This window comes from Salmonella sp. 32020114201800008SM (assembly GCF_017572025.1).
Classification (GTDB): domain Bacteria; phylum Pseudomonadota; class Gammaproteobacteria; order Enterobacterales; family Enterobacteriaceae; genus Salmonella; species Salmonella enterica.
The window spans coordinates 603,161-627,683 of the sequence record NZ_JAGEQM010000002.1; the positions used below are offsets into that span (position 1 = coordinate 603,161).

Here is a 24,523-nt window from a genome sequence, read left to right on the forward strand (position 1 = left end):
ACAATTTTGTAAGATACGGGCGGATAGAACGACCCGGTGGATGATGGGCGATCAAGTACCCCGGACCGCCGGATACAAATAAAGAGGTCATGATGAGTACTGAAATCAAAACTCAGGTCGTGGTACTTGGGGCGGGCCCGGCAGGCTATTCTGCCGCTTTCCGTTGCGCTGATTTAGGTCTGGAAACCGTAATTGTAGAACGCTACAACACCCTTGGCGGTGTTTGTCTGAACGTCGGCTGTATCCCTTCTAAAGCGCTGCTGCACGTAGCAAAAGTTATCGAAGAAGCCAAAGCGCTGGCTGAACACGGTATCGTCTTCGGTGAGCCGAAAACTGATATCGACAAGATTCGTACCTGGAAAGAGAAAGTGATCACGCAGCTGACCGGCGGTCTGGCGGGTATGGCCAAAGGCCGTAAAGTGAAAGTGGTCAACGGTCTGGGTAAATTCACCGGGGCGAACACCCTGGAAGTGGAAGGCGAAAATGGCAAAACCGTGATCAACTTCGACAACGCGATCATCGCGGCGGGTTCTCGTCCGATCCAATTACCGTTTATTCCGCATGAAGACCCGCGCGTATGGGATTCTACCGACGCTCTGGAACTGAAAGAAGTACCGAAGCGTATGCTGGTCATGGGCGGCGGTATCATCGGTCTGGAAATGGGTACCGTATACCACGCGCTGGGTTCAGAGATCGACGTGGTTGAAATGTTCGACCAGGTTATCCCGGCGGCTGATAAAGATATCGTTAAAGTCTTCACCAAGCGCATCAGCAAGAAATTCAACCTGATGCTGGAAACCAAAGTGACTGCCGTTGAAGCGAAAGAAGACGGTATCTACGTTTCGATGGAAGGCAAAAAAGCCCCGGCTGAAGCGCAGCGTTACGACGCCGTGCTGGTAGCGATCGGTCGTGTGCCGAACGGTAAAAACCTCGACGCGGGCAAAGCTGGCGTGGAAGTTGACGACCGTGGCTTTATCCGCGTGGACAAACAGCTGCGCACCAACGTGCCGCACATCTTCGCTATCGGCGATATCGTCGGTCAGCCGATGCTGGCGCATAAAGGCGTTCACGAAGGCCACGTTGCCGCTGAAGTTATCGCCGGGAAGAAACACTACTTCGATCCGAAAGTTATCCCGTCTATCGCGTACACCGAGCCAGAAGTGGCATGGGTTGGCCTGACCGAGAAAGAAGCGAAAGAAAAAGGCATCAGCTATGAAACCGCCACCTTCCCGTGGGCAGCTTCTGGCCGTGCTATCGCTTCTGACTGTGCAGACGGTATGACCAAACTGATTTTCGACAAAGAATCTCACCGCGTGATCGGCGGGGCGATTGTCGGCACCAACGGCGGCGAGCTGCTGGGTGAAATCGGTCTGGCGATCGAAATGGGCTGTGACGCGGAAGACATCGCGCTGACCATTCATGCGCACCCGACGCTGCACGAGTCCGTCGGTCTGGCTGCTGAAGTGTTCGAAGGTAGTATTACCGACCTGCCGAACCCGAAAGCGAAGAAGAAATAATCTTCTGTAGGTGGCAATGCGCCACCCGATACAAAAAAGCGGCTTTACAGCCGCTTTTTTTATGCATGGCAAATCAGATGTGTCAAATGATGGCGAAGGATAACGAAACCGCAAAATTTATCGTTTCCGCAGCAGTACGTTTTTCAAAGCTTATGCCGTCGGTAGTGCCTTTGTCTGTCATTTTCGACCAACTAATTGTTTCATAAGAAATACCTCTCCTTACTTTGTCATTATCCTGAAATTGGTAACGCTATAAAATAATAGCGAGCTAATTATGAGGTTTGATATATGAAACTTTTTCTGACAACAGCAGCGCTAACCGCGACGTTGGTTTCCGGCATGGCATTTGCCAGCGATCCCGTCATCCCCTGGGCGACTAACAGCGGCGGTACGGAAAGCACGCATATTGCGGCAATGGGCGAGGATTTGAATGCGCAGCATCAGCAGATCACCCACACGCATGAAGGCGTATGGGCGGCTAATTCCGGCAGCATTCAGGCTGATGAAGCCGCGCTGACCAGCAACAAGCCGCCGGTACAAGGCCACCCGGAATTAATGCCGCATCAGGGCTAATGATCACGGCCTGGCGATAACGCCAGGCGCTTACGGGTTATTCGGCGACCTGCCATTGCGCGTCTGGCGCAAAACGCGTGATAGCCTGAACTTTACTCTCCGTCTCCTTGCCTAAATCCGCCTGATAAATACGATCGTCCTGGTTGACCATAAAACTCATCACCCCGGTTTCGCCGTAATGCACCGGCCAGGCCAGAAGCGCCGCGCCGTGACCGTCGTTATCGCTGATAATACGGAAATGGTAGCCGTGGTAACCCTCGTCTGGCGCTGCGGGGCTAAAGTTTGGGCCTAACGGACTGGGGACGTCGCCTGCTTTGGTTGGCCAGTACAGGCCATCTTTTTGGCCTTCGCTACTGATTATCCTGTGCGCCCAGCGATGGTTTTGTAAGTAATAATCCTGCTGCGCATCAACGTAAGCATGCATGGCCTGTAAGGTAGAAAGTTCATTTCGCCCAATAGTACGGGTGAGGATCTCATTCCCGGCTGCCGCCATATCAAAGCGCCAGCCGCCAGTCTCTTTCACCATGGGCACCGGGAGCTGCCAGTCTTCTCGTCCGACATTCAGGTACGCCGTATTGTCTTTTTGTACAATGCGATGGCCTTCGCGCCAGTCACGATTGAAGCGGGCCACGGCCTCGGGATCGGCACCTTCCGGCGGCAGAAATTGCCGCCAGTCATCGCCCAGTAGCGCGGTAAGCTGCGTTTCGTTTTTTCCGGCTACCGCCGCGGCGAAGGCGCTGGCGGCCGCTTCCGGGGAGGGGAACCGTTCCTGCGCGTAGCCCAGCAAGGGTAACGACAGTAACAGAGCGCTTAACATAACCTTTTTCATTATCTGCTCCGGTTAACGGCGATGAAATTCATGATGTTCAGAAAAATGTTCCCGCGCGGCGGCGCGTTGCTCGGTGTTTAAGTGACTGCCGCGACGGCTTTCCAGGCCGCGTAGCTGTTGCGATTGCCATGACGGCGATCGACTGTCGTTCCCGCTAAACACATTGGCGTGCATATTCTGGCGAAATGCCTGACGCTGCTGTGGCGTAGAGGATTCAATACGCTGGCGGGCGGTGTCTCTCTGCTGTTGTGAAACAGGGTGCTGCTGGGCTTTAGCCTTCAGCTCGGGACGATGCTGCTGCGTGGTGGATTTATTCAGTGTCTGCTGCGCCGCCTCGCGACGACTGCTGTTTTGTGTTCCGTCATAGCCACGGTAATTATTACGCTGGGCAATTTGATTTAACTGCTGCGATGCCGCTTTGCGCTGTCTGTCGCGGGATGTCTCGCCTGACAGGTTAGCGGGTGATGTATGGCTGCGCTGTTGAAATTGCGTCATGGCCGCCTGGCGCTGACTGTCGCGAGACACTGGCGCTTGCTGCGTTGCGCTTAACCCGCCGCTAACATTGGTGGGATGGAACCGTTGCGCAACGGTATTATTCGGATAGGGGACGCCATTGCGCCAGGCGGGATTATGCTGCCAGCCCATCGTTTGGCCCGGCAGGTTTTGCCCGGATATCCGGTTGAAATTATTGACATTGATGTTGATATTATCGCCATTATGTTGATAACCGTTACCACCATGATGGTAATCATCATCATGGTGGTCGTCGTCATGGTGGTGATGATCGTCATCATCCCAGTCTATGCTGCTGAACAACGCATAGGTGGTGGCGACGCCCAGACTATAACCAAAACCTTTAACAAAACTGTCGGCAAACTGCTGCCCCGGAGGGGGCGGTAAATACACCGGCGGATAAGCGGTATTGGGCCAGGCGCCATACACCGTCGCGGGGTTATAGTTCGGCACGTACACCACCTGCGGATTCGCGGGTTCAATTTTTATAACGGTCGACGGTGTCGCTGGCGTACTGGCGGATGTGGTGGTTGTCGTCGTGACGGCGGTAGAAGCGCTGGACTTCGGCACGCTGGTGACGGTTTGCTGTGGCGTGGATTTTAGCGAACCGGTTTGTTGAGCGAGCAGGCGCAGCCTTTGCACCGCATCCATCACATCCTGTGGCTGGGCTAAGAACGCATCGCCCAGGTTTTGCACCCATTGAGGATTCTCGCCCATAAGCGCCATCAACTGGGGAAAGGCGACCAGCGATTTGACGCTGGGGTCCCACGGTTGGCTGGCCACCGCCTGAATAGCGGCATCGCCCTGCAGCGTGGGGTTATCTCGCGACCACTGGACGGCCTGAACTACGTTCGCCGGGTAGGTGGAGGCCATGAGCACCTGCGAAAGCAGGGCATCGGGATAAAGCGCGACAGGCGCGACCCATTGATCTATTTGCGCAGTGGTAAAGGTCGTTTTCGCGACAGGCGCGGGCACAGCGGTCTGCGTTGGCTCAGGGGCGGGAGCTGCCGCCTGCGCGGGCGCTTCGGGAGCGCGGCTTTTAACATACAGTACGCCCGAAGCGGCAAATAACCCGGCACTGCACACAAGGGCAATGAGATGGGGTTTAAAGGGCAACGTCATTTTATCTCTCCCGGTTCCAGAGAATCGCTATGGTCATTATGCCTGCCGCCGACGGGGTGCAGTTTGGCGTGAGTATAAAGGGACGATAGTTTAATTTTTAGCTAATGTTGGGATCGGTAACGTTACATGACGATCAAAGCACGAAATGAGGTAAGCATTTATGGCTGCAGCTCCCGTCTCAGTAGAGCATTAGACCATCCTTAACGATTCAGCCACTTTTTTATGTTGCTTTTTTGTAAACAGATTAACACTTAAAGAAAATCCTGTTATTGTGCCTTATGCGGTACCGGGCATTTACCCTACTAACTACTGTCTCACAGGAGCGTGAAGAGAATCGCCCATCAACAAAAGCGCCGCATTATGACAATGAGAGCGAGGAGATATCGTCGTGCTAGAAGAATACCGTAAGCACGTAGCTGAGCGTGCTGCCCAGGGGATTGTGCCAAAACCTTTAGACGCAACCCAAATGGCTGCGCTTGTCGAGCTGCTGAAGACCCCGCCTGTGGGCGAAGAAGAATTCCTGTTAGACCTGTTGATCAACCGCGTTCCTCCTGGCGTAGATGAAGCCGCTTATGTTAAAGCCGGTTTTCTCGCTGCTGTCGCGAAAGGCGACACCACCTCCCCGCTGGTCTCCCCAGAAAAAGCCATTGAACTGCTGGGCACCATGCAGGGTGGTTACAACATTCATCCGCTGATTGATGCGCTGGACGATGCGAAACTGGCGCCGATTGCTGCCAAAGCACTGTCCCACACCCTGCTGATGTTCGATAACTTCTACGACGTAGAAGAGAAAGCCAAAGCGGGCAATGAATATGCCAAACAGGTGATGCAATCCTGGGCCGACGCCGAATGGTTCCTGAGCCGTCCGCCGCTGGCGGAAAAAATCACCGTCACCGTTTTCAAAGTGACCGGCGAAACGAATACCGACGATCTCTCTCCGGCGCCGGATGCGTGGTCGAGACCGGATATCCCGTTACATGCGCAGGCGATGCTGAAAAACGCCCGTGAAGGCATTGAGCCGGATCAGCCAGGCGTTGTCGGCCCCATCAAACAAATCGAAGCATTGCAGAAAAAAGGCTACCCGCTGGCCTACGTGGGCGACGTGGTGGGCACCGGTTCTTCCCGTAAATCCGCGACCAACTCCGTGCTGTGGTTCATGGGCGATGACATCCCGAACGTGCCGAACAAGCGCGGCGGCGGTCTGTGCCTCGGTGGCAAAATTGCGCCTATCTTCTTTAACACTATGGAAGATGCGGGCGCACTGCCAATCGAAGTTGACGTTTCTAACCTGAATATGGGCGATGTGATTGACGTCTACCCGTACAAAGGCGAAGTGCGCAATCATGAAACCGATGAACTGCTGGCAACCTTCGAACTGAAAACCGACGTGCTGATCGACGAAGTGCGTGCTGGTGGTCGTATCCCGCTGATTATCGGCCGTGGCCTGACCACCAAAGCGCGTGAAGCGCTGGGGCTGCCGCACTCAGACGTTTTCCGTCAGGCAAAAGACGTGGCGGAAAGCAGCCGTGGCTTCTCGCTGGCGCAGAAAATGGTCGGTCGCGCCTGCGGCGTGAAAGGTATCCGTCCGGGCGCGTACTGCGAACCGAAAATGACCTCCGTCGGTTCTCAGGATACTACCGGCCCGATGACCCGCGATGAGCTGAAAGACCTGGCCTGTCTGGGATTCTCCGCCGATCTGGTCATGCAGTCGTTCTGTCACACCGCAGCCTATCCGAAGCCGGTTGACGTCACCACGCACCACACGCTGCCAGACTTCATTATGAACCGTGGCGGTGTCTCTCTGCGTCCGGGCGACGGCGTGATTCACTCCTGGCTGAACCGTATGCTGCTGCCAGATACCGTGGGTACCGGCGGCGACTCCCATACCCGTTTCCCGATCGGTATCTCCTTCCCGGCGGGCTCTGGTCTGGTGGCGTTTGCTGCCGCGACCGGCGTGATGCCGCTGGATATGCCGGAATCCGTGCTGGTGCGCTTCAAAGGCAAAATGCAGCCGGGCATCACCCTGCGCGATCTGGTTCATGCGATTCCGCTGTACGCCATCAAACAGGGCCTGCTGACCGTTGAGAAGAAAGGCAAGAAAAACATCTTCTCTGGCCGCATCCTGGAAATCGAAGGTCTGCCGGATCTGAAAGTGGAGCAGGCGTTTGAGCTGACCGATGCTTCCGCCGAGCGTTCCGCTGCCGGTTGTACCATCAAGCTGAACAAAGAGCCGATTGTTGAATACCTGACCTCCAACATCGTCCTGCTGAAGTGGATGATCGCCGAAGGCTACGGCGACCGTCGTACGCTGGAACGCCGTATCCAGGGCATGGAAAAATGGCTGGCGGCCCCCCAACTGCTGGAAGCCGATGCTGACGCAGAGTACGCGGCGGTGATCGACATCGATCTGTCGGATATCAAAGAGCCAATCCTCTGTGCGCCGAACGATCCGGACGACGCGCGTCTGCTGTCTGACGTGCAGGGCGAGAAGATCGACGAAGTGTTCATCGGTTCCTGCATGACCAACATCGGCCACTTCCGCGCGGCTGGTAAGCTGCTGGATAGCCACAAAGGCCAGTTGCCAACCCGCCTGTGGGTGGCGCCGCCAACTCGTATGGACGCCGCGCAGCTCACCGAAGAAGGCTACTACAGCGTGTTTGGTAAGAGCGGGGCGCGTATCGAGATCCCGGGCTGTTCCCTGTGTATGGGTAACCAGGCGCGTGTGGCCGACGGCGCGACGGTGGTCTCCACCTCTACCCGTAACTTCCCGAACCGTTTAGGTACCGGTGCGAACGTCTTCCTGGCTTCTGCGGAGCTGGCGGCGGTGGCAGCGCTTATCGGCAAACTGCCGACGCCGGAAGAGTACCAGACCTTTGTGGCGCAGGTAGATAAGACGGCGGTGGATACTTACCGTTATCTGAACTTTGACCAGCTTTCTCAGTACACCGAGAAAGCGGACGGCGTGATTTTCCAGACTGCGGTGTAACAGAGACGGGCCCGGATTTCCGGGCCCGAATGGCGCTTCTTATTTATTATTACGCTTCACTTCCCGTAGCCCCGGCAAATACGTAATTACCCCGCCCATTATTGCCCCGGCTACAATCGCTGGAATAAGCATAATCAATACTTCACCATATATTAATGGTAGTATGCTTATGTCAAAACCATATCGCACCAAATTAAACAACGTCGTGATCAGACCGCCTGCAATGGCGCAAAGGATCATCCTGTTAATTATTTTTTGATATAATTTCAGGGGTATCAGCGCGCAGGCGACACCGGTTAACCATGCGGGGAGGAGACTGTATATCCAGCCGGTAATAATAACTAATGCTGGTATTGTTCTGTAGAAACAGAACAAAAATGAGTCTGGTCCGCCAATAATGGCGGGTGAATAGTTTATGACACCTATCGCGGTGGCTGCGCCTATTAACGGCCCAAGCAGAATAAACCAACCGCTATGATAAATTATTCGTCGAAATACAGACATAATGTATCCTTCCTTAATTTTCCTTCAACCGTCTGACAAAAAATACAACTCACTACGGCTTCTCTGCTGATATCGCCCATTGCTGGAGTTCAGTTGAAAAGTGCTTATCAAGTAGCCAACAATTTCATGACAACGACCCGGATGATAAGGAAGCGTCTGAAAGACTAGCAGGCGTCGGCGTGGGCAGGGTATTGATGATTTCTGAAAAAACGCCAGAGGGACGCCGGGCTGGTAATGCTATAGCTGGATGAGGGGCAGCCGTTTTTAATGACTGCTCTCTTCCGGCGCATAATAAAAGGTCATCTAAACGGCGCGCTGCCTGATGTGAAATTTGTCGTCGAGTTTTCGCTTAACGGAGAGTAAGTGAATGTAATCGTGATCGATGATGGACATTTCCTTGCGGCAACGCCTATATCCCCAGCACTTCCGGCACCAGCTCTTCCAGTTGCCTGACCAGTTCAGGGTCCATATAGCGATAGTCATCGGGGATATCGAGTACGTGCAGGGGCTTATTTTCAATAATACGACGATATTCAGCCATCAACCGGTCTTTATGTTTCTGCTCCATAACGCAGATAACGTCAGCCCACTGAAGTAACCCGCACGACACGCTTTTTTTGGCGTTGCGGCTGGTGCCAGCGGAACGGACGCTAAGGCCAGGATAGCGGCGGAACACCTGCTCCGCCGTGGGGCTGCGCCATTGATTTCGGCTGCATATGAAAAGCACATTCATTAAATAAATACTCTTCCAGATCGCGCTTCGCTAACGGCGAGTGTGTGAATCGTGGAGACTTAATACCCCACGGTGCGGCACGTAGCACTTTGTCGGAGTGCGTGTAGATATATTGAAGCGCTAGAGTGACTTTCTGTATGAATAATAAACTGTTTTGGCATTTTTATTTTATCTTTTGTGCGCCCCGCTGTTTTTCTTTCACCGTGCTGCGATAATTACCTTAAGGCGCAATGCGGTATTGGCGCATTGCCAGGGCAGAGGAAAACAATTATGGATTACGAATTTCTGCGCGACGTTACCGGAGGGGTAAAAGTACGAATGTCGATGGGCCACGAGGTGGTCGGTCACTGGTTTAATGAAGAGGTTAAAGACAACCTCTCGCTACTGGATGAAGTAGAACAAGCCGCGCGTACGGTCAAAGGCAGCGAACGTTCCTGGCAACGAGCAGGGCATGAATACACGATCTGGATGGACGGCGAAGAAGTGATGATTCGCGCCAATCAGCTGGATTTTTCCGGCGATGAGATGGAAGAGGGGATGAGTTATTACGATGAAGAGAGTTTATCCCTGTGCGGCATGGAGGATTTTCTGCGGGTCGTCGCCGCGTATCGGGAATTCGTCAGTAAAGCCTGACCCTCTCTTCGTTATTGTCCCACAACGCCAGTCGACGGACAGTTGGGGGCGGTAGTGGAAACGAAGTCGCCAAACATTCCAGCCGGGAGTATCCCGGCTTTTTTATAGCAGAATGATTTTTTGATTTTTATTAATCATTTTAAAACTGTGATCTGACGCGTTTGTGATCTTAATTTGATTGAATATAATCGTTATGATTTTATTCAATCACAACAAGCAACAGGCGGTAAGACCATGAACATCAAAAAAGCAATAGAGCGCGTACCCGGCGGCATGATGGTCGTACCGCTCGTTATTGGCGCAGTCATTAACACCTTCGCCCCGCAGGCGCTTGAGATCGGCGGTTTTACCACCGCCTTATTTAAAAACGGCGCGGCGCCGCTAATTGGCGCTTTTCTGCTGTGTATGGGAGCCGGTATCAGTGTGAAAGCTGCGCCCCAGGCGTTATTGCAGGGCGGGACGATTACGCTCACTAAGTTGCTTGTCGCCATCGGCATTGGCCTGGGCGTGGAGCATCTTTTCGGCGCGGAGGGTATTTTTGGCCTGAGCGGCGTGGCGATTATCGCGGCGATGAGCAATTCAAATGGCGGACTTTATGCTGCGCTGGTAGGCGAATTCGGCAATGAGCGCGACGTCGGCGCTATCTCTATTTTGTCTCTTAATGATGGCCCTTTCTTTACGATGATTGCGCTGGGCGCGGCAGGGATGGCGAACATTCCCATTATGGCGCTGGTGGCGGTGCTGGTTCCGCTGGTTGTCGGCATGATCCTCGGCAATCTTGATCCTCATATGCGCGATTTTTTGACCAAAGGCGGCCCGCTGCTCATTCCTTTCTTTGCTTTTGCGCTGGGGGCGGGCATCAATCTGGAAATGTTACTGCAAGGCGGACTTGCCGGAATTCTGCTCGGCGTGCTGACAACGTTCGTTGGCGGTTTCTTTAATATTCGCGCAGATCGTCTGGTTGGCGGAACTGGCATTGCCGGGGCGGCGGCCTCCAGCACCGCGGGTAATGCCGTTGCGACGCCGCTGGCTATTGCGCAGGCCGACCCTTCGCTCGCCGAGGTGGCCGCTGCTGCCGCTCCGCTGATTGCCGCCTCGGTGATCACCACGGCAATCCTGACGCCAGTGTTGACCTCCTGGGTTGCGAAAAAACAGGCGCGTCAGGCTTCTTTGGAGAAAAACGCATGAAAATGATGGTTATCGCCGATGATTTTACCGGATCGAATGATACCGGCGTCCAGTTGGCGAAGAAGGGGGCGAGAACGGAAGTCATGTTGAGCGCGTCGCAAAAACCGTCCCGCCGCGCCGATGTGTTAGTCATTAACACCGAAAGCCGGGCGATGCCCGCAGATCAGGCGGCATCTGCCGTTTATGCCGCGCTTTCCCCGTGGTGTGAGACATCGCCAGCGCCGCTGGTGTACAAAAAAATCGACTCCACATTTCGCGGCAATATCGGCGCCGAAGTGACGGCGGCCATGCGCGCCAGTCAGCGAAAACTGGCCGTTATCGCCGCCGCGATCCCTGCGGCCGGACGCACGACGCTTGAAGGAAAATGTCTGGTTAATGGCGTCCCGCTACTGGAAACCGAATTTGCCAGCGATCCGAAAACGCCCATTGTCTCTTCCCGCATTGCCGAGATAGTGGCGTTGCAAAGTGAGATCCCTGTGTATGAAGTCTTTTTGCAGGATGTCCGACGCGGCGGGTTAAGCGCCTTACTTACGGCTTATGCGGCTGAGGGCGAAGGGATTATCGTCGTGGATGCGGTGGAAGAGCGGGACCTGACGTTGATTGCGCAAGCGGCGTGCGAACAACCGTCGATGCCGCTGCTCGTCGGCGCAGCAGGTCTGGCGAATGCGTTGCCGGTTGAACTTTTTATGCAAGACCGGCAGCGGCTGCCGGTACTGGTGGTGGCCGGTTCGATGAGCGAAGCCACGCGACGTCAGGTGGATAATGCGCTGTGCCGGGGACGTGCGGAGGTCGTGGATATTGATGCCGCGCGCATGGTGTCGGATAGCGCGGAGCAGGAAATCGCGTCTGTCGTAGAGCAGGCCTGCGCGCTGTTAAGTCAGCATCGACATACGATTTTACGCACCAGCCGTCGCGCAGAAGATCGACAGTTAATCGACGCGTTGTGCGAAAAATCCGCGATGAGCCGTCAGCAATTGGGCGAGCGACTGAGCCAGCGGCTTGGCGTCGTCACGTTAAACATTATCGAGCAGGCGCGGATTGGCGGGCTGTTTCTGACCGGCGGCGATATCGCTACCGCCGTCGCCGGCGCGCTTGGCGCTGAAGGTTATCGCATTCAGAGCGAGGTGGCGCCCTGTATTCCCTGTGGAACGTTTGTAAACAGCGAAATTGACGATCTGCCGGTCATTACCAAAGCGGGCGGATTCGGTTCAGACAGTACGTTGTGTGACGCGCTTTATTATATTGAGGAGATGTATTGTGGAGACTAAAACCGTTGCCATTACCATGGGCGATCCAGCGGGCATTGGGCCGGAAATTATTGTTAAAGCGCTAAGCGAAGACGGTCTCAACGGCGCGCCGCTGGTGGTTATTGGATGCCTCGCAACGTTGAAACGTTTACAGGCGAAGGGCATCACGCCGAACGTCGAGTTACGGGCCATTGAACGGGTCGCCGAAGCGCGTTTTGCGCCCGGCATCATTCATGTGATTGATGAGCCGCTGGCGCAGCCGGAGGCGCTGGAGGCCGGGAAAGTTCAGGCGCAGGCGGGGGATTTAGCGTATCGCTGCGTGAAGCGCGCCACCGAGTTAGCGTTACGGGGCGACGTACAGGCTATCGCTACCGCGCCGCTGAATAAAGAGGCGCTGCACCTGGCGGGGCACAACTATCCGGGCCATACCGAGCTGCTCGCGACCCTGACCCATAGCCGCGATTACGCGATGGTACTTTACACCGATAAACTAAAAGTGATTCACGTTTCAACGCATATCGCGCTGCGTAAATTCCTTGATACGTTAAGTACTGCGCGTGTCGAAACGGTGATTGGCATTGCTGATACTTTCCTCAAGCGTGTGGGTTACGTTAAACCGCGTATCGCCGTGGCAGGCGTGAATCCTCATGCGGGCGAGAATGGCCTGTTTGGCGATGAAGAGACGCGTATCCTGACGCCAGCCATTACCGATGCCCGCGCAAAAGGTATGGACGTTTATGGGCCGTGCCCGCCGGATACTGTATTTCTCCAGGCTTATGAGGGGCAGTATGATATGGTGGTGGCGATGTATCATGACCAGGGGCATATTCCGTTGAAATTGCTTGGCTTTTATGATGGCGTGAATATCACCGCGGGGCTGCCGTTTATTCGGACTTCTGCCGATCATGGCACCGCATTTGATATCGCCTGGACGGGAAAAGCAAAATCTGAGAGCATGGCCGTATCGATCAAACTGGCAATGCAACTGGCATAATTCCCTGTTATGAAAGGACAACACCGTCTGGATCTCATTGTGGCGTATCTGAAAAACCATACGCTGGTTACGGTAGAACAGCTGGTTGAGGCGGTTGACGCATCGCCAGCCACTATCCGTCGCGATTTGATCAAGCTGGATGAGCAGGGCGTGATCAGCCGTAGTCATGGCGGCGTGGCGCTGCGGCGTTTTGAACCCGCCCAGCCCACCACCAATGAAAAACAACTGCGATCGCCCGCTGAAAAACGGGCGATCGCACGCGTTGCCGCATCGCTGGTGAATGCTGGCGATGCCGTCGTGCTGGATGCCGGTACGACAATGATGGAACTGGCGAAATGCTTAACCCATCTTCCGCTGCGGGTCATCACCGTCGATCTGCATATTGCGCTGTTTTTAGCTGAGTTCCGGCAAATTGAAGTGACGATTGTCGGCGGTCGTATCGATGACAGCAGTCAGTCCTGTATCGGTGAGCATGGGCGTAAGCTGTTGCGCAGCGTGTATCCGAACATCGCGTTTATGAGCTGTAATTCATGGGGGGTAAAAACGGGCGTGACGACCCCAACGGAAGATAAAGCCGGGCTTAAACAGGAGATTATTGCTAATGCGCAGCGCAAAGTGTTGCTGGCGGACAGCAGTAAGTATGGCGCGCATTCGCTCTTTAATGTGGTGCCGCTTGAGCGCTTTAATGATGTGATTACTGACGTCAATCTGCCGCCGTCAGCGCAGGTTGAACTGAAAGGGCGCGCTTTTGCGCTAACGCTGGTGCAGCCGGAGTGACAGCGCCGTCAGGCGCTGCCAGTGGTGAATCAGACCGCAGAAATATTGCGGCCGTAGTAAATCTCGCGCATCTCTTTCCACAGCGCGGCGGTGATCTCCTGGCGTTCGGTTTCAGTGAGATCTTCCGGTTTGGTGTGAAACATGTAGTGCTTAAGATCGAACTCTTTAAGCAGCATCTTGGTATGGAAAATATTTTCCTGATACACGTTTACATCCACCATGTCATACAGCGACTTCATATCTTCCGACATAAAATTCTGAATAGAATTAATCTCATGATCGATAAAGTGCTTCATACCGTTGACGTCGCGTGTAAAGCCGCGCACGCGGTAATCGATGGTGACGATATCGGACTCTAGCTGGTGGATCAGGTAATTGAGCGCTTTTAGCGGTGAAATCACCCCGCAGGTTGACACTTCGATGTCGGCGCGAAAGGTGCATAGCCCGCCTTCCGGATGGCTTTCCGGATAGGTATGCACACAGATATGGCTCTTATCGAGGTGCGCCACCACGGTTTCCGGCAGCGGGCCGGGATGTTCGGTTTGGTCGATAAGTTTCGGGTCGACTGGCTCTTCGCTCACCAGAATCGTGACGCTGGCGCCCTGGGGTTCATAATCCTGACGGGCGATGTTCAGGATGTTCGCGCCGATAATGGAGCAGGTCTCCGACAGGATCTCGGTCAGTCGGTTGGCGTTATAGAGTTCATCGATATAGGCGATATAGCCATCGCGCTCTTCTGCGGTTTTGGCGTAGCAGATATCGTAAATACAAAAACTCAGGCTTTTCGTCAGATTGTTAAAGCCATGCAGTTTCAGCTTTTTCAATTTTTATCACCTCCTTAACGTCACTGTGCGGACAGTGCGTCATGTAGATATTGCGGTAGCGCAAATGCAGCGGCATGAATAGCCGGGTTGTAATAGCGACATTTAAGGCCGGCGGCATGAAAACGCGCCTGAATAATTTCGCTCGACAGGTGACGAAGAGCGCCGTTGTCCGTCGCCCAGGCGAAGGTCATAATGCCGCCGTAATAGGTCGGAATCGCCGCCTGGTAGAAGCCGACATCGCTGAAGTAATGACTCAGCTTGCGGTGGCTGTCGAGCGCTTCATCCTGTTGCAGGAAGCACACGCCGTTCTGGGCGACAAAAATGCCGCCCGGATTCAGGCAACGCTTACAGCCTTCATAAAAGGCGGAGGTAAACAGGCTTTCGCCGGGGCCTATCGGATCGGTACAGTCGGAAATGATCACATCAAAGGTCTGATGGGTCTGATTGACGAAATTCACGCCGTCGTCGATCACTAGCGTAAAGCGCGGATCGTCGTAGCTGCCGGCATTGTGGTTGGGTAAATACTGGCGGCAAAACGAGACTACGCCAGCGTCTATCTCTACCATGGTGATGGTTTCGACGTTTTTATGCCGGGTAACTTCACGTAGCATTGCGCCGTCGCCGCCGCCGATAATCAGAACGTGTTTCGCATGACCGTGCGCCAGCAGCGGGACGTGGGTCATCATTTCATGATAAATAAACTCGTCGCGTTCGGTGGTCTGTACCACGCCGTCCAGCGCCATCACGCGGCCAAAAGCGGCGTTTTCAAAGATGATTAAATCCTGGTGATCGGTTTTTTCATGATACAGAACGTTGTCTACGGCAAAGTACTGACCAAACTGGTCGTGTAGCGTTTCATGCCACATCGTATTTTCGGCCATTGGCTGATACCTCCATTGTTAACACCCGTAAAAAAAGGGCGCAACATCATAGCTAACAATGACCGTGGATGCACGGTCATTATTTCAGCAATAGGATCACGGAGGATTATTTAACGTAGGCTAACAGGCTCAGAGAATCGCGGGCCAAAGCTTTGCATTTTTTAGCGACCGGAATACCGATGCCGCTAAGATCGCGGTAGCTGTCTTCGCCCAACGATTTCATATCGAAGGTGTCGTAGTTACTCAGGTCCCACTGATTTTGCTGGGCAAAAAAGACCAGCGCACGGCGAATCTGACTGTTGGGTAAATTTTGGTAACCACAGTCATTTTTCAGAAAAACGAAAACCGCCGTTAAATCGGCCATATCTTCAGCTTCGGATTCAGTAAGCGCATAGCTATTTGCGCATAAGGCCATCAGGCTGCCAAACAACACGGGTCTGAAAAACGTCTTCATTGCTTCTACCACGGCATCAGGGAAAGTCAACGTTAGCATACTGAGAACGTAGCGACGACTTTTATTATCAGGATTGGCCGCGGCGTTTTCATTCTTATTGTATTGCTGTCAGGAATGGTAAAGACGTGTTGCTGGCTTGACCTTCCCGTTAGGGCAGGGTCTAAGCTTAGACACCCGCCTGTTCATTATAAGGAAATGATTATGTTACGCCGTGATTTCTTAAAATATTCAGTGGCGCTGGGGGTTGCATCAGCGCTGCCGCTGTGGAGCCGCGCCGCTTTTGCCGCCGAACGTCCCGCGTTGCCTATTCCTGACCTGCTAACGGCAGATGCGAGCAACCGTATGCAGTTAATTGTTAAAGCCGGACAGTCGACATTCGCCGGTAAGAACGCGACAACCTGGGGCTACAACGGTAATTTGCTGGGGCCAGCGGTACAGCTTCACAAAGGAAAAAGCGTGACCGTTGATATCCATAACCAACTGGCCGAAGACACGACGCTTCACTGGCATGGTCTGGAGATTCCGGGCATCGTCGACGGCGGCCCGCAGGGGATTATTCCCGCAGGCGGAACCCGCACGGTGACGTTTACGCCGGAGCAACGCGCCGCGACCTGCTGGATTCATCCGCACAAACACGGCAAAACCGGGCGCCAGGTGGCGATGGGCCTTGCCGGGCTGGTGCTGATTGAAGATGACGAGATTCGCAAATTGCGCCTGCCGAAACAGTGGGGCATCGACGATGTGCCGGTGATCATTCAGGACAAACGCTTCTCCGCCGATGGCCAGATTGATTATCAACTGGATATTATGACCGCCGCCGTCGGCTGGTTTGGCGATACGCTGCTGACCAATGGCGCTATCTATCCGCAGCATTCCGCGCCGAAAGGCTGGCTACGTCTGCGCTTGCTAAATGGCTGTAATGCGCGCTCGCTGAATATCGCCGCCAGCGATAATCGCCCGCTTTATGTGATCGCCAGCGACGGCGGCCTGCTGGCGGAGCCGGTGAAAGTCACCGAACTGCCGTTATTAATGGGCGAGCGTTTTGAAGTGCTGGTGGATATCAGCGACGGGAAAGCCTTTGATCTGGTGACCCTGCCGGTCAGCCAGATGGGAATGGCGATCGCTCCGTTTGATAAACCGCATCCGGTGATGCGTATCCAGCCGCTGCGGATTACCGCCTCCGGTACGCTGCCGGATACGTTGACGACGATGCCGGCGCTGCCGTCGCTGGAAGGGCTGACGGTGCGCAACCTGAAACTGTCGATGGACCCGCGTCTTGATATGATGGGGATGCAAATGCTGATGAAGAAATATGGCGCTCAGGCGATGAGCGGCATGGATCATGACAGCATGAACGCGCATATGCAGGGCGGCAATATGGGGCATGGCGAAATGGATCATGGCAACATGGATCACAGCGGGATGAATCATGGCGCGATGGGCAATATGAATCACGGCGGAAAATTCGACTTCCATAACGCTAACTTTATCAACGGCCAGGTCTTCGATATGAACAAACCGATGTTCGCGGCGCAAAAAGGCCGACATGAACGTTGGGTGATTTCCGGCGTGGGTGACATGATGCTGCATCCTTTCCATATTCACGGCACGCAGTTCCGTATTTTGTCAGAGAATGGCAAAGCGCCAGCGGCGCACAGAACGGGCTGGAAGGATACGGTACGCGTTGAGGGGGGGATCAGCGAAGTGCTGGTCAAGTTCGATCACGACGCACCGAAGGAACATGCCTATATGGCGCACTGTCATCTGTTAGAACATGAAGATACGGGAATGATGTTAGGATTTACGGTCTGACCGATGTCTGTGACGCAGGCCGGGTAAGGCGAAACCGCCACCCGGCACAATGCCCGGCATACGCCGGGCATTAATGGTTATTTCGCGTTGTCAGGCAAAGCATAGGCCACGATATAGTCGCCCATCTTCGTACCAAACGAACCGTGGCCTCCGGCAGAAACGACCACGTACTGCTTACCGTTTACCTCATAGGTCATCGGCGTTGCCTGGCCTCCGGCGGGTAAACGTCCCTGCCACAGTTTTTCCCCGTTGCTCATGTTATAAGCGCGCAGGTAGTTGTCGGCGGTCGCGGCAATGAACAGCACATTACCGGCGGTTGAGATTGGCCCGCCCAGCATGGGCATCCCCATGTTGAACGGCACCGGAACCGGCATCGGGAACGGCATACTGTCGCGCGGCGTCCCTATACGTTTCTTCCACACGATTTCATTGGTCTTCAGATCCAACGCGGAAATATAGCCCCAGGCCGGTTGTTTACACGGCAGGCCAAACGGCGAAAGGAACGGATTCAGCGTGACGCCGAATGGTACGCCGTACTGTGGCTGAATACCCGCTTCTGTACCAGTACCTTTCGCGTCTTTCGGCGGTTCCATTGGATTACCCGGGCCGCGTGGGATCAGCTTCGAGACAAACGGCAGCGCCATCGGGTTAGCGATAGCGACCTGACGGTCTGGATCGACGGAAATACCGCCCCATTCAAACATCCCCAGGTTGCCAGGGAATACCAATGTTCCCTGCTCGGACGGCGGGGTGAAGATACCTTCATAGCGCAACTGGTGGAACATGACGCGGCACACCAGTTGGTCGAACATGGTCGCGCCCCACATATCCGCGCCGGAGAGATCTTTTTTCGGGCGGAAGGTTAAATCAGAGAACGGCTGAGTTTTGGCGACGTAATCGCCTTTTGCCGCGCCCTGCGGGACCGGTTTTTCCGGGGCGGGCACGACCAGCTCGCCATTACGTCTGTCCAGCACAAAGATATTACCGGTTTTCGCTGGCGCATAGATAACCGGAACGGTAGTACCGTCAACGGTAATATCCGCCAGCGTCGGCTGTGCCGGCAGGTCCATATCCCACAGATCGTGATGGACGGTCTGATAACTCCAGGCCAGTTTCCCGGTGGTGGCATTCAGCGCCAGGATGGAGCTGGCATAACGTTCCTGCTCCGGCGTGCGGTTACCGCCCCAGATATCCGGCGTGGTCACGCCCATCGGCAGATAGACCAGATCCAGTTTCGCATCATAGGCGGCAGGCGCCCAGGAGTTCGGCGAGTTAAAGGTAAAAGCGTGCTCATCGGCTGGAATCGCGTTCGGATCTTTCGCCCCCGGATCGAAGGCCCACATGAGTTTACCGCTATTAACATCAAAACCACGGATAACGCCGGACGTTTCGCGGGTAGAGAAGTTATCCGTGACCGAACCGGCAATGACAATTGTTTTATCGGTGATAATCGGCGGCGACGTCGGTTCATACAGTCCCGGCGTGGTATCCGGCATATTGGTTTGCAGATTCAGGACGCCTTTGTTGGCGAAGGTTTCACACAGCTTGCCGGTTTCGGCATTCACCGCGAAAAGGCGACCGTCGTTGACCGGGAGGATAATACGGCGCGGACAGTCGGCGATGACCTCCGGCGAGGCGGTATCCGCTTTGGCCTCATGATAAGAGACGCCGCGGCAGGTCACATGCTGGAAAGACGAATCGGTCTTCAACTGAGGATCAAAATGCCACTTCTCTTTACCGCTGGCGGCGTCCAGCGCGAACAGACGCTGGTGAGCTGTACACAGATAAAGCGTATCGCCGACTTTAATCGGGGTCACTTCGTTGGTGATTTCGCCCGGATCGTTGGGTTGTTTCAGATCGCCGGTGCGGAAGACCCACGCTTCTTTCAGTTGGTGAACGTTATCCGCAGTGATCTGTTTCAGCGGCGAATAGCGTTGGCCTTCCTGATTACGTCCATAGGCCGGCCAGTCTTCGTCGGCGATCGACGAGCTTGTTGCGGCGGGCGTGGCGTCGGTGCGAAGCGTACCGTTGATCTCCTGCGGGTCGTTGAAGCCAGCCCAGGTCAGAATGCCGCCGCTAATCAGCAGCGCCACGACCAGCGCCGCCACTGCGCCGCTGGAAGGAACCACCAGCCGATGCCAGACAAACGGCAATATTAGCCAGATGCCGAAAAACACCAGAATATCGCTACGCGGCGTGAGCGCCCAGAAGTCGAACCCGACTTCCCACACGCCCCAAATCATTGTCGCCAGCAGCAGGGCGGCATACAGCCACAGTGCGGCACGTTTACTGCGCCATAGCAATCCGGCCACAACCAGCATCACGAGGCCCGCGATGGGGTAGTACCAGGAACCGCCAATAGCAACCAGCCAGACACCTCCGATAAGAAGATACAGCCCACAAAGTGCTGCAAAGAGGGCCGTCAGCGTCACGAGTAATCGTGGCGATCGTGCGTTATTTTCTGCCATAAAAAGACACCATCCCAAATTGTTAATTTTTTAGTAGCAATTAAGTATAGGAATTAACATGTGTGATCGTCATCACAAAATGAGCTTTCTTATCAAATGCCGCGAATGAATACGTTTGCTGTTATACTGCGTGCCTTGCGCGTCAATGCGGCGTTATTAGTCACCGGCATTGAGTGATTTGTTTTTAAATCATATGGTTATAAATATGAAACATACTGTTGAAGTCATGATCCCCGAAGCGGAGATCAAAGCACGTATTGCCGAGCTGGGTCGTCAGATTACCGAACGTTATAAAGACAGCGGCAGTGAAATGGTGCTGGTAGGTCTGTTGCGTGGCTCATTTATGTTTATGGCGGACCTGTGCCGTGAAGTCCAGGTTCCTCATGAAGTCGATTTTATGACCGCCTCCAGTTATGGTAGCGGCATGTCCACCACACGCGACGTGAAAATCCTCAAAGATCTGGATGAAGATATTCGTGGTAAAGACGTGCTGATTGTCGAAGACATTATTGATTCCGGTAATACGCTGTCGAAGGTCCGTGAAATCCTGGGCCTGCGCGAGCCGAAATCGCTGGCGATTTGTACGCTGCTGGATAAACCTTCTCGCCGCGAAGTGGACGTGCCGGTTGAGTTCGTTGGCTTTTCGATTCCGGACGAATTTGTAGTCGGTTACGGTATCGACTACGCTCAGCGTTATCGCCATCTACCGTATGTTGGTAAAGTGGTGGTGCTGGACGAGTAAGCGCAGAAATGCCGGATGGCGTCGCTAAAGCGACTTATCCGGCCTATAGCTAATGGCTTATTGGTGGGGAATGTATTTCAGACTTAGGGCGGAAATACCCTTATGATAGCCGTTCTCCAGCGTTTCTCTGTTGGTGGCGGTGACGTCAAGATCGCGCAGCAGGCCATCATTGATACTGTACGCCCAGCCGTGAATGGTCACATTCTGACCGCGTTTCCACGCTGACTGCATAATGGTGGAATGCCCCAGGTTATAGACCTGTTCCATGACGTTCAATTCATAGAGCGCGTCCAGACGTTGCTCTTCGGGCATTTTTCCCAACAGCGAGCTATGTTTAAGCCAGATGTCGCGGATATGCAGCAGCCAGTTATTAATCAAGCCCAGCTCAGGGTTTTCTACCGCAGCCTTGATACCGCCGCAACCGGAGTGGCCGCAAATGATAATATGCTCAACTTCCAGAACATCTACCGCATACTGAACCACGGAGAGACAGTTCAGATCGGTGTGAATAACCAGGTTAGCCACATTACGGTGAACAAACAATTCGCCCGGTTCAAGCCCGGTTAAACGCTCTGCGGGAACGCGGCTGTCGGAACATCCAATCCATAGAAAGCGCGGTTTTTGCGCTTGCGCCAGTTTCTCAAAAAATCCGGGGTCCTCTTCCACCAGCATTTTTGACCATAGTGCATTGTTGCTGATGAGTGTATCTATGTCTTTCATGGAAGTTAACGACCTGTAACCAAATAAGTGCGTTGGGCTAATATAGGGCAACTCCGTAATTATTTAAACCATATATAAAGTGTAAGAACGTAAAGTAAGTGAGAATTTATGACCATTGCGCTGGAACTTCAACAACTTAAAAAAACCTATCCCGGCGGCGTTCAGGCGTTGCGCGGCATAGATTTGCAGGTCGAAGCGGGGGATTTTTACGCGCTTCTGGGGCCAAATGGAGCAGGGAAATCGACCACCATCGGTATTATCAGCTCATTGGTTAATAAAACGTCCGGGCGCGTTAACGTTTTTGGTTACGACCTGGAAAAAGACGTGGTTAACGCCAAGCGACAGCTTGGACTGGTGCCACAGGAGTTTAACTTTAACCCGTTTGAAACGGTGCAACAGATCGTAGTGAATCAGGCGGGTTATTACGGCGTGGAACATAAAGAGGCGGTTTTACGTAGCGAAAAGTATTTAAAACAGCTCGATCTGTGGGAAAAACGTCATGAACGCGCGCGGATGCTGTCCGGTGGGATGAAACGCCGCCTGATGATCGCCCGCGCATTGATGCATGAGCCTAAACTATTGATTCTCGACGAGCCGACGGCGGGCGTTGATATCGAACTGCGTCGCTCGATGTGGGGATTCCTGAAAGACTTAAACGCCAAAGGCACCACCATTATTCTCACCACCCACTATCTGGAAGAGGCGGAAATGCTGTGCCGCAATATCGGTATTATTCAGCACGGCGAGCTGGTGGAAAATACTTCCATGAAAAATCTGCTTTCAAAGCTGAAATCGGAGACATTTATTCTGGATTTAGCGCCAAAAAGCCCGCTACCTAAGCTTACGGGTTATCAATATCGTCTGGTGGATACCTCGACTCTGGAGGTGGAAGTGTTACGCGAGCAGGGGGTTAACAGCGTCTTTAGCCAACTGAGCGAGCAGGGGGTTCAGGTATTAAGTATGCGTAATAAAGCCAACCGTCTGGAAGAACTGTTTGTGTCGCTGGTGCATGAAAAACAAGGAGATCGCGCATGATGCAGCTTTACTGGGTTGCCCTTAAAAGCATCTGGGCGAAAGAGATCCACCGCTTTATGCGGATCTGGGTGCAAACGCTGGTGCCGCCCGTCATCACCATGACGCTCTATTTTATTATTTTCGGTAACCTGATTGGTTCGCGCATCGGCGAAATGCATGGTTTTAGCTATATGCAATTTATTGTGCCGGGCCTGATTATGATGGCGGTCATTACTAACTCCTACGCGAATGTCGCGTCGTCATTTTTTAGCGCCAAGTTTCAGCGCAATATTGAGGAACTGCTGGTCGCGCCGGTACCAACGCACGTGATCATCGCCGGATTTGTCGGCGGCGGCGTAGCGCGCGGGCTGTGCGTAGGGATTCTGGTGACGGCGATTTCGCTCTTTTTCGTGCCTTTCCAGGTGCATTCCTGGGTATTTGTCGCGCTAACGCTGATTCTGACCGCGATTCTGTTCTCGCTGGCCGGACTGCTGAACGCCGTGTTTGCGAAAACCTTTGACGATATCAGTCTGATCCCGACCTTTGTGCTGACGCCGCTGACCTACCTCGGCGGGGTATTTTACTCGCTGACGCTGCTGCCGCCGTTCTGGCAAGGGCTGTCGCACCTGAACCCGATCGTCTACATGATCAGCGGTTTCCGTTATGGTTTTCTGGGTATCCATGATGTGCCGCTGGTGACGACGTTTGGCGTACTGGTGATCTTTATCGCTGCTTTCTATCTGCTGTGTTGGTCGCTGATCCAGCGCGGGCGCGGGTTGCGCAGTTAAGCGCTGACTGGGGAGATGGGGCGTTGGGTTGCGCTTCGCTTCACTTCATCTACGGGTCCGTAATATCAATGGGTTACGGGTCGGTAGGTGAGGCTTGTCGAAACCCAACGCTTCTCTCAGCGAATCTGAATCTCCAGCGTGGCGGTGGCCTGGTATTCTCCGGTGTGGGGAACATGTCCGGTGGTATTGACCGGCGCGGCGGTGAACTCGGTGCTGCCTCTACCGTCAGTGTAATCTTCAATCGGCAATTCGGCGCTGCTGCCGGGAACGATGGTATTATCGTATTTATCGGAAATCCGTATCCCCAAATTCTCATTGTCAGTTTTCAGGTAGTCCGGGTTGTGCGGATCGGTTACGCCATTTAATGACATCGACAGGTTGGTGCCGTCCGCCACGTTGCTACAGGTAAAGTTTACCTGAGTGGTGACGTGCGAGTTCTGCGGACTGTCGCCGAGGTGACGAATATCTTTGCCCTCAATATCCGGTAGCCTGACCTCGATAACCTGCCCGGCGTTGATGGAGCAGGACTGCGGCACGGTAATGGTCCCGGACATGGTGACGTGCGCCATCGGTGGAACGGAAGGGGGAATATTATCTCCGCTGCTGCCTGGCGTTTTTGACAAATAGAGATTCATAATCGTCGTCTCAGGAATGGTGATTTCACCTACCAATGGGTGAGTAATATAAATACGCACGTTACCCTTATTCCCTGCGGACATTTTGTTTATGTCCGCGCCCGTACACCCGCCTGCGGTGGGGTCCTGATTACTGATCGCTGAAAAGGGAACGGGGATATACTGTTTCAGGTTACCGACGATGTAGGTTTCCGTACCAATCTCCAGCTTACCCGCGACCAGAACATAAAAATCCATCTGTTGCCCATTGCTACCCGCTTCGCTGTACGTTCCTTTTTGTGTTAAATCGCCGGTCGTGGCGGTGAAATAGTTAACGCCCTGATAATCTTTATTATCGCAGTCGCACCTGGCGCTGTATTCGCCGCCGACCGACCAACTCTCTTTGACTATTTTCCCTGCCTGGTTCTCATCCGTATCGGTAATGGTCTGGTCAAGGGGAAAAAAGAAATTATGCGTGCCGCTGGTGGGTTGACACCAGCCGCTTCCGTTGCCCATCGTTCCGTCTGCCAGCGCATGGCCTGAAAATAGCGACAGCGCCAGCAGCATCCATAAATTCTTCATTGTGTTCC

General features: G+C 53.9%; 22 protein-coding genes. 12 read left to right on the forward strand and 10 right to left on the reverse strand.

Annotation, left to right across the window (positions count from 1 at the left end; genetic code table 11):
* Positions 1–92 precede the first annotated feature (92 nt).
* Positions 93–1,517, forward strand: a complete 1,425-nt coding sequence (lpdA, locus tag J4613_RS08860; protein ID WP_001519338.1) for a dihydrolipoyl dehydrogenase — start codon at positions 93–95, stop codon at positions 1,515–1,517.
* Between the two features lie 288 nt (positions 1,518–1,805).
* Positions 1,806–2,090 (forward strand): hypothetical protein, encoded by a 285-nt coding sequence (locus tag J4613_RS08865; protein ID WP_017465627.1) that lies wholly within the window; start codon positions 1,806–1,808, stop codon positions 2,088–2,090.
* A 37-nt stretch (positions 2,091–2,127) separates the two neighbouring features.
* On the opposite strand, the gene J4613_RS08870 is transcribed toward J4613_RS08865, so the two are convergent.
* Positions 2,128–2,919 (reverse strand): DUF2950 family protein, encoded by a 792-nt coding sequence (locus J4613_RS08870; RefSeq protein ID WP_080191978.1) that lies wholly within the window; start codon positions 2,917–2,919, stop codon positions 2,128–2,130.
* Between the two features lie 12 nt (positions 2,920–2,931).
* Positions 2,932–4,554 carry a DUF3300 domain-containing protein gene (locus tag J4613_RS08875; RefSeq protein ID WP_111742460.1) on the reverse strand — a complete coding sequence of 541 codons (1,623 nt, stop codon included), beginning with the start codon at positions 4,552–4,554 and terminating at the stop codon, positions 2,932–2,934.
* A 388-nt stretch (positions 4,555–4,942) separates the two neighbouring features.
* On the opposite strand from J4613_RS08875, the gene acnB reads away from it, so the two are divergent.
* A complete protein-coding gene (acnB, locus tag J4613_RS08880) occupies positions 4,943–7,540 on the forward strand; it encodes a bifunctional aconitate hydratase 2/2-methylisocitrate dehydratase (protein ID WP_145980416.1) in 2,598 nt (865 codons plus the stop codon).
* 39 nt (positions 7,541–7,579) lie between these two features.
* Here acnB and J4613_RS08885 read toward each other — a convergent pair whose 3' ends face one another.
* Complete coding sequence (locus J4613_RS08885; RefSeq protein WP_000110442.1) at positions 7,580–8,044, reverse strand: membrane protein; 465 nt, start codon at positions 8,042–8,044, stop codon at positions 7,580–7,582.
* A 409-nt stretch (positions 8,045–8,453) separates the two neighbouring features.
* Positions 8,454–8,777 (reverse strand): hypothetical protein, encoded by a 324-nt coding sequence (locus J4613_RS08890; protein ID WP_001101536.1) that lies wholly within the window; start codon positions 8,775–8,777, stop codon positions 8,454–8,456.
* Positions 8,778–9,047: 270 nt separating this feature from the next.
* Between J4613_RS08890 and yacL the strand changes: the two genes are divergently transcribed.
* The 5 genes from yacL to J4613_RS08915 all read left to right on the forward strand — a co-directional run bounded on the left by yacL (position 9,048) and on the right by J4613_RS08915 (position 13,616).
* Entirely contained in the window at positions 9,048–9,410 is a 363-nt protein-coding gene (gene yacL / locus J4613_RS08895) for a protein YacL (protein WP_000384308.1), read from the forward strand.
* Positions 9,411–9,644: 234 nt separating this feature from the next.
* Complete coding sequence (locus J4613_RS08900) at positions 9,645–10,598, forward strand: 2-keto-3-deoxygluconate permease 1 (RefSeq protein ID WP_001022089.1); 954 nt, start codon at positions 9,645–9,647, stop codon at positions 10,596–10,598.
* A complete protein-coding gene (locus tag J4613_RS08905; RefSeq protein ID WP_000783302.1) occupies positions 10,595–11,866 on the forward strand; it encodes a D-threonate kinase in 1,272 nt (423 codons plus the stop codon). The genes J4613_RS08900 and J4613_RS08905 overlap by 4 nt, the downstream gene beginning before the upstream one ends.
* The gene (locus J4613_RS08910; RefSeq protein WP_000448745.1) at positions 11,856–12,839 is read left to right on the forward strand and encodes a D-threonate 4-phosphate dehydrogenase; all 984 of its coding nucleotides are present in this window, start codon (positions 11,856–11,858) and stop codon (positions 12,837–12,839) included. Before J4613_RS08905 ends, J4613_RS08910 begins: the two co-directional genes overlap by 11 nt.
* Positions 12,840–12,848: 9 nt before the next feature.
* The gene (locus J4613_RS08915; protein ID WP_000678254.1) at positions 12,849–13,616 is read left to right on the forward strand and encodes a DeoR/GlpR family DNA-binding transcription regulator; all 768 of its coding nucleotides are present in this window, start codon (positions 12,849–12,851) and stop codon (positions 13,614–13,616) included.
* A gap of 29 nt (positions 13,617–13,645) precedes the next feature.
* On the opposite strand, the gene speD is transcribed toward J4613_RS08915, so the two are convergent.
* The 3 genes from speD to J4613_RS08930 all read right to left on the reverse strand — a co-directional run bounded on the left by speD (position 13,646) and on the right by J4613_RS08930 (position 15,775).
* On the reverse strand, positions 13,646–14,440 hold the full coding sequence (gene speD / locus J4613_RS08920; protein ID WP_000734293.1) for an adenosylmethionine decarboxylase: 795 nt from the start codon (positions 14,438–14,440) through the stop codon (positions 13,646–13,648).
* 20 nt (positions 14,441–14,460) lie between these two features.
* Positions 14,461–15,321, reverse strand: a complete 861-nt coding sequence (gene speE / locus J4613_RS08925; RefSeq protein ID WP_000829973.1) for a polyamine aminopropyltransferase — start codon at positions 15,319–15,321, stop codon at positions 14,461–14,463.
* A 106-nt stretch (positions 15,322–15,427) separates the two neighbouring features.
* Complete coding sequence (locus tag J4613_RS08930; RefSeq protein ID WP_000846613.1) at positions 15,428–15,775, reverse strand: YacC family pilotin-like protein; 348 nt, start codon at positions 15,773–15,775, stop codon at positions 15,428–15,430.
* Positions 15,776–15,976: 201 nt separating this feature from the next.
* Between J4613_RS08930 and cueO the strand changes: the two genes are divergently transcribed.
* Positions 15,977–17,587, forward strand: coding sequence for a multicopper oxidase CueO (gene cueO / locus J4613_RS08935; RefSeq protein WP_000946047.1), 1,611 nt, complete (start codon positions 15,977–15,979; stop codon positions 17,585–17,587).
* 77 nt (positions 17,588–17,664) lie between these two features.
* Here cueO and J4613_RS08940 read toward each other — a convergent pair whose 3' ends face one another.
* Positions 17,665–20,055, reverse strand: coding sequence for a pyrroloquinoline quinone-dependent dehydrogenase (locus J4613_RS08940; protein WP_111742458.1), 2,391 nt, complete (start codon positions 20,053–20,055; stop codon positions 17,665–17,667).
* Positions 20,056–20,260: 205 nt separating this feature from the next.
* Here J4613_RS08940 and hpt point away from each other — a divergent pair, with 205 nt between their 5' ends.
* Positions 20,261–20,797 (forward strand): hypoxanthine phosphoribosyltransferase, encoded by a 537-nt coding sequence (gene hpt / locus J4613_RS08945; RefSeq protein ID WP_000683343.1) that lies wholly within the window; start codon positions 20,261–20,263, stop codon positions 20,795–20,797.
* 57 nt (positions 20,798–20,854) lie between these two features.
* On the opposite strand, the gene can is transcribed toward hpt, so the two are convergent.
* Complete coding sequence (gene can, locus J4613_RS08950) at positions 20,855–21,517, reverse strand: carbonate dehydratase (protein ID WP_000651591.1); 663 nt, start codon at positions 21,515–21,517, stop codon at positions 20,855–20,857.
* A 108-nt stretch (positions 21,518–21,625) separates the two neighbouring features.
* Between can and J4613_RS08955 the strand changes: the two genes are divergently transcribed.
* Both J4613_RS08955 and J4613_RS08960 read left to right on the forward strand, forming a co-directional pair.
* Positions 21,626–22,552: an ABC transporter ATP-binding protein gene (locus J4613_RS08955; protein ID WP_000150619.1), complete on the forward strand. Its 927-nt coding sequence runs from the start codon at positions 21,626–21,628 to the stop codon at positions 22,550–22,552.
* Positions 22,549–23,319: an ABC transporter permease gene (locus J4613_RS08960; protein ID WP_000983418.1), complete on the forward strand. Its 771-nt coding sequence runs from the start codon at positions 22,549–22,551 to the stop codon at positions 23,317–23,319. Before J4613_RS08955 ends, J4613_RS08960 begins: the two co-directional genes overlap by 4 nt.
* Positions 23,320–23,435: 116 nt before the next feature.
* Here J4613_RS08960 and J4613_RS08965 read toward each other — a convergent pair whose 3' ends face one another.
* Complete coding sequence (locus J4613_RS08965) at positions 23,436–24,515, reverse strand: fimbrial protein (RefSeq protein ID WP_079987366.1); 1,080 nt, start codon at positions 24,513–24,515, stop codon at positions 23,436–23,438.
* Positions 24,516–24,523: the final 8 nt, after the last annotated feature.

Excerpts from the sequence above, each read along its gene's own strand:
- lpdA (WP_001519338.1), top strand. The coding sequence starts at position 93 with ATGAGTACTGAAATCAAAACTCAGGTCGTGGTACTTGGGGCGGGCCCG.
- J4613_RS08865 (WP_017465627.1), top strand. The coding sequence starts at position 1,806 with ATGAAACTTTTTCTGACAACAGCAGCGCTAACCGCGACGTTGGTTTCC.
- J4613_RS08870 (WP_080191978.1), bottom strand. The coding sequence starts at position 2,919 with ATGAAAAAGGTTATGTTAAGCGCTCTGTTACTGTCGTTACCCTTGCTG.
- J4613_RS08875 (WP_111742460.1), bottom strand. The coding sequence starts at position 4,554 with ATGACGTTGCCCTTTAAACCCCATCTCATTGCCCTTGTGTGCAGTGCC.
- J4613_RS08885 (WP_000110442.1), bottom strand. The coding sequence starts at position 8,044 with ATGTCTGTATTTCGACGAATAATTTATCATAGCGGTTGGTTTATTCTG.
- J4613_RS08890 (WP_001101536.1), bottom strand. The coding sequence starts at position 8,777 with ATGAATGTGCTTTTCATATGCAGCCGAAATCAATGGCGCAGCCCCACG.
- yacL (WP_000384308.1), top strand. The coding sequence starts at position 9,048 with ATGGATTACGAATTTCTGCGCGACGTTACCGGAGGGGTAAAAGTACGA.
- J4613_RS08900 (WP_001022089.1), top strand. The coding sequence starts at position 9,645 with ATGAACATCAAAAAAGCAATAGAGCGCGTACCCGGCGGCATGATGGTC.
- J4613_RS08905 (WP_000783302.1), top strand. The coding sequence starts at position 10,595 with ATGAAAATGATGGTTATCGCCGATGATTTTACCGGATCGAATGATACC.
- J4613_RS08915 (WP_000678254.1), top strand. The coding sequence starts at position 12,849 with ATGAAAGGACAACACCGTCTGGATCTCATTGTGGCGTATCTGAAAAAC.
- speE (WP_000829973.1), bottom strand. The coding sequence starts at position 15,321 with ATGGCCGAAAATACGATGTGGCATGAAACGCTACACGACCAGTTTGGT.
- J4613_RS08930 (WP_000846613.1), bottom strand. The coding sequence starts at position 15,775 with ATGAAGACGTTTTTCAGACCCGTGTTGTTTGGCAGCCTGATGGCCTTA.
- cueO (WP_000946047.1), top strand. The coding sequence starts at position 15,977 with ATGTTACGCCGTGATTTCTTAAAATATTCAGTGGCGCTGGGGGTTGCA.
- J4613_RS08940 (WP_111742458.1), bottom strand. The coding sequence starts at position 20,055 with ATGGCAGAAAATAACGCACGATCGCCACGATTACTCGTGACGCTGACG.
- hpt (WP_000683343.1), top strand. The coding sequence starts at position 20,261 with ATGAAACATACTGTTGAAGTCATGATCCCCGAAGCGGAGATCAAAGCA.
- can (WP_000651591.1), bottom strand. The coding sequence starts at position 21,517 with ATGAAAGACATAGATACACTCATCAGCAACAATGCACTATGGTCAAAA.
- J4613_RS08955 (WP_000150619.1), top strand. The coding sequence starts at position 21,626 with ATGACCATTGCGCTGGAACTTCAACAACTTAAAAAAACCTATCCCGGC.
- J4613_RS08960 (WP_000983418.1), top strand. The coding sequence starts at position 22,549 with ATGATGCAGCTTTACTGGGTTGCCCTTAAAAGCATCTGGGCGAAAGAG.
- J4613_RS08965 (WP_079987366.1), bottom strand. The coding sequence starts at position 24,515 with ATGAAGAATTTATGGATGCTGCTGGCGCTGTCGCTATTTTCAGGCCAT.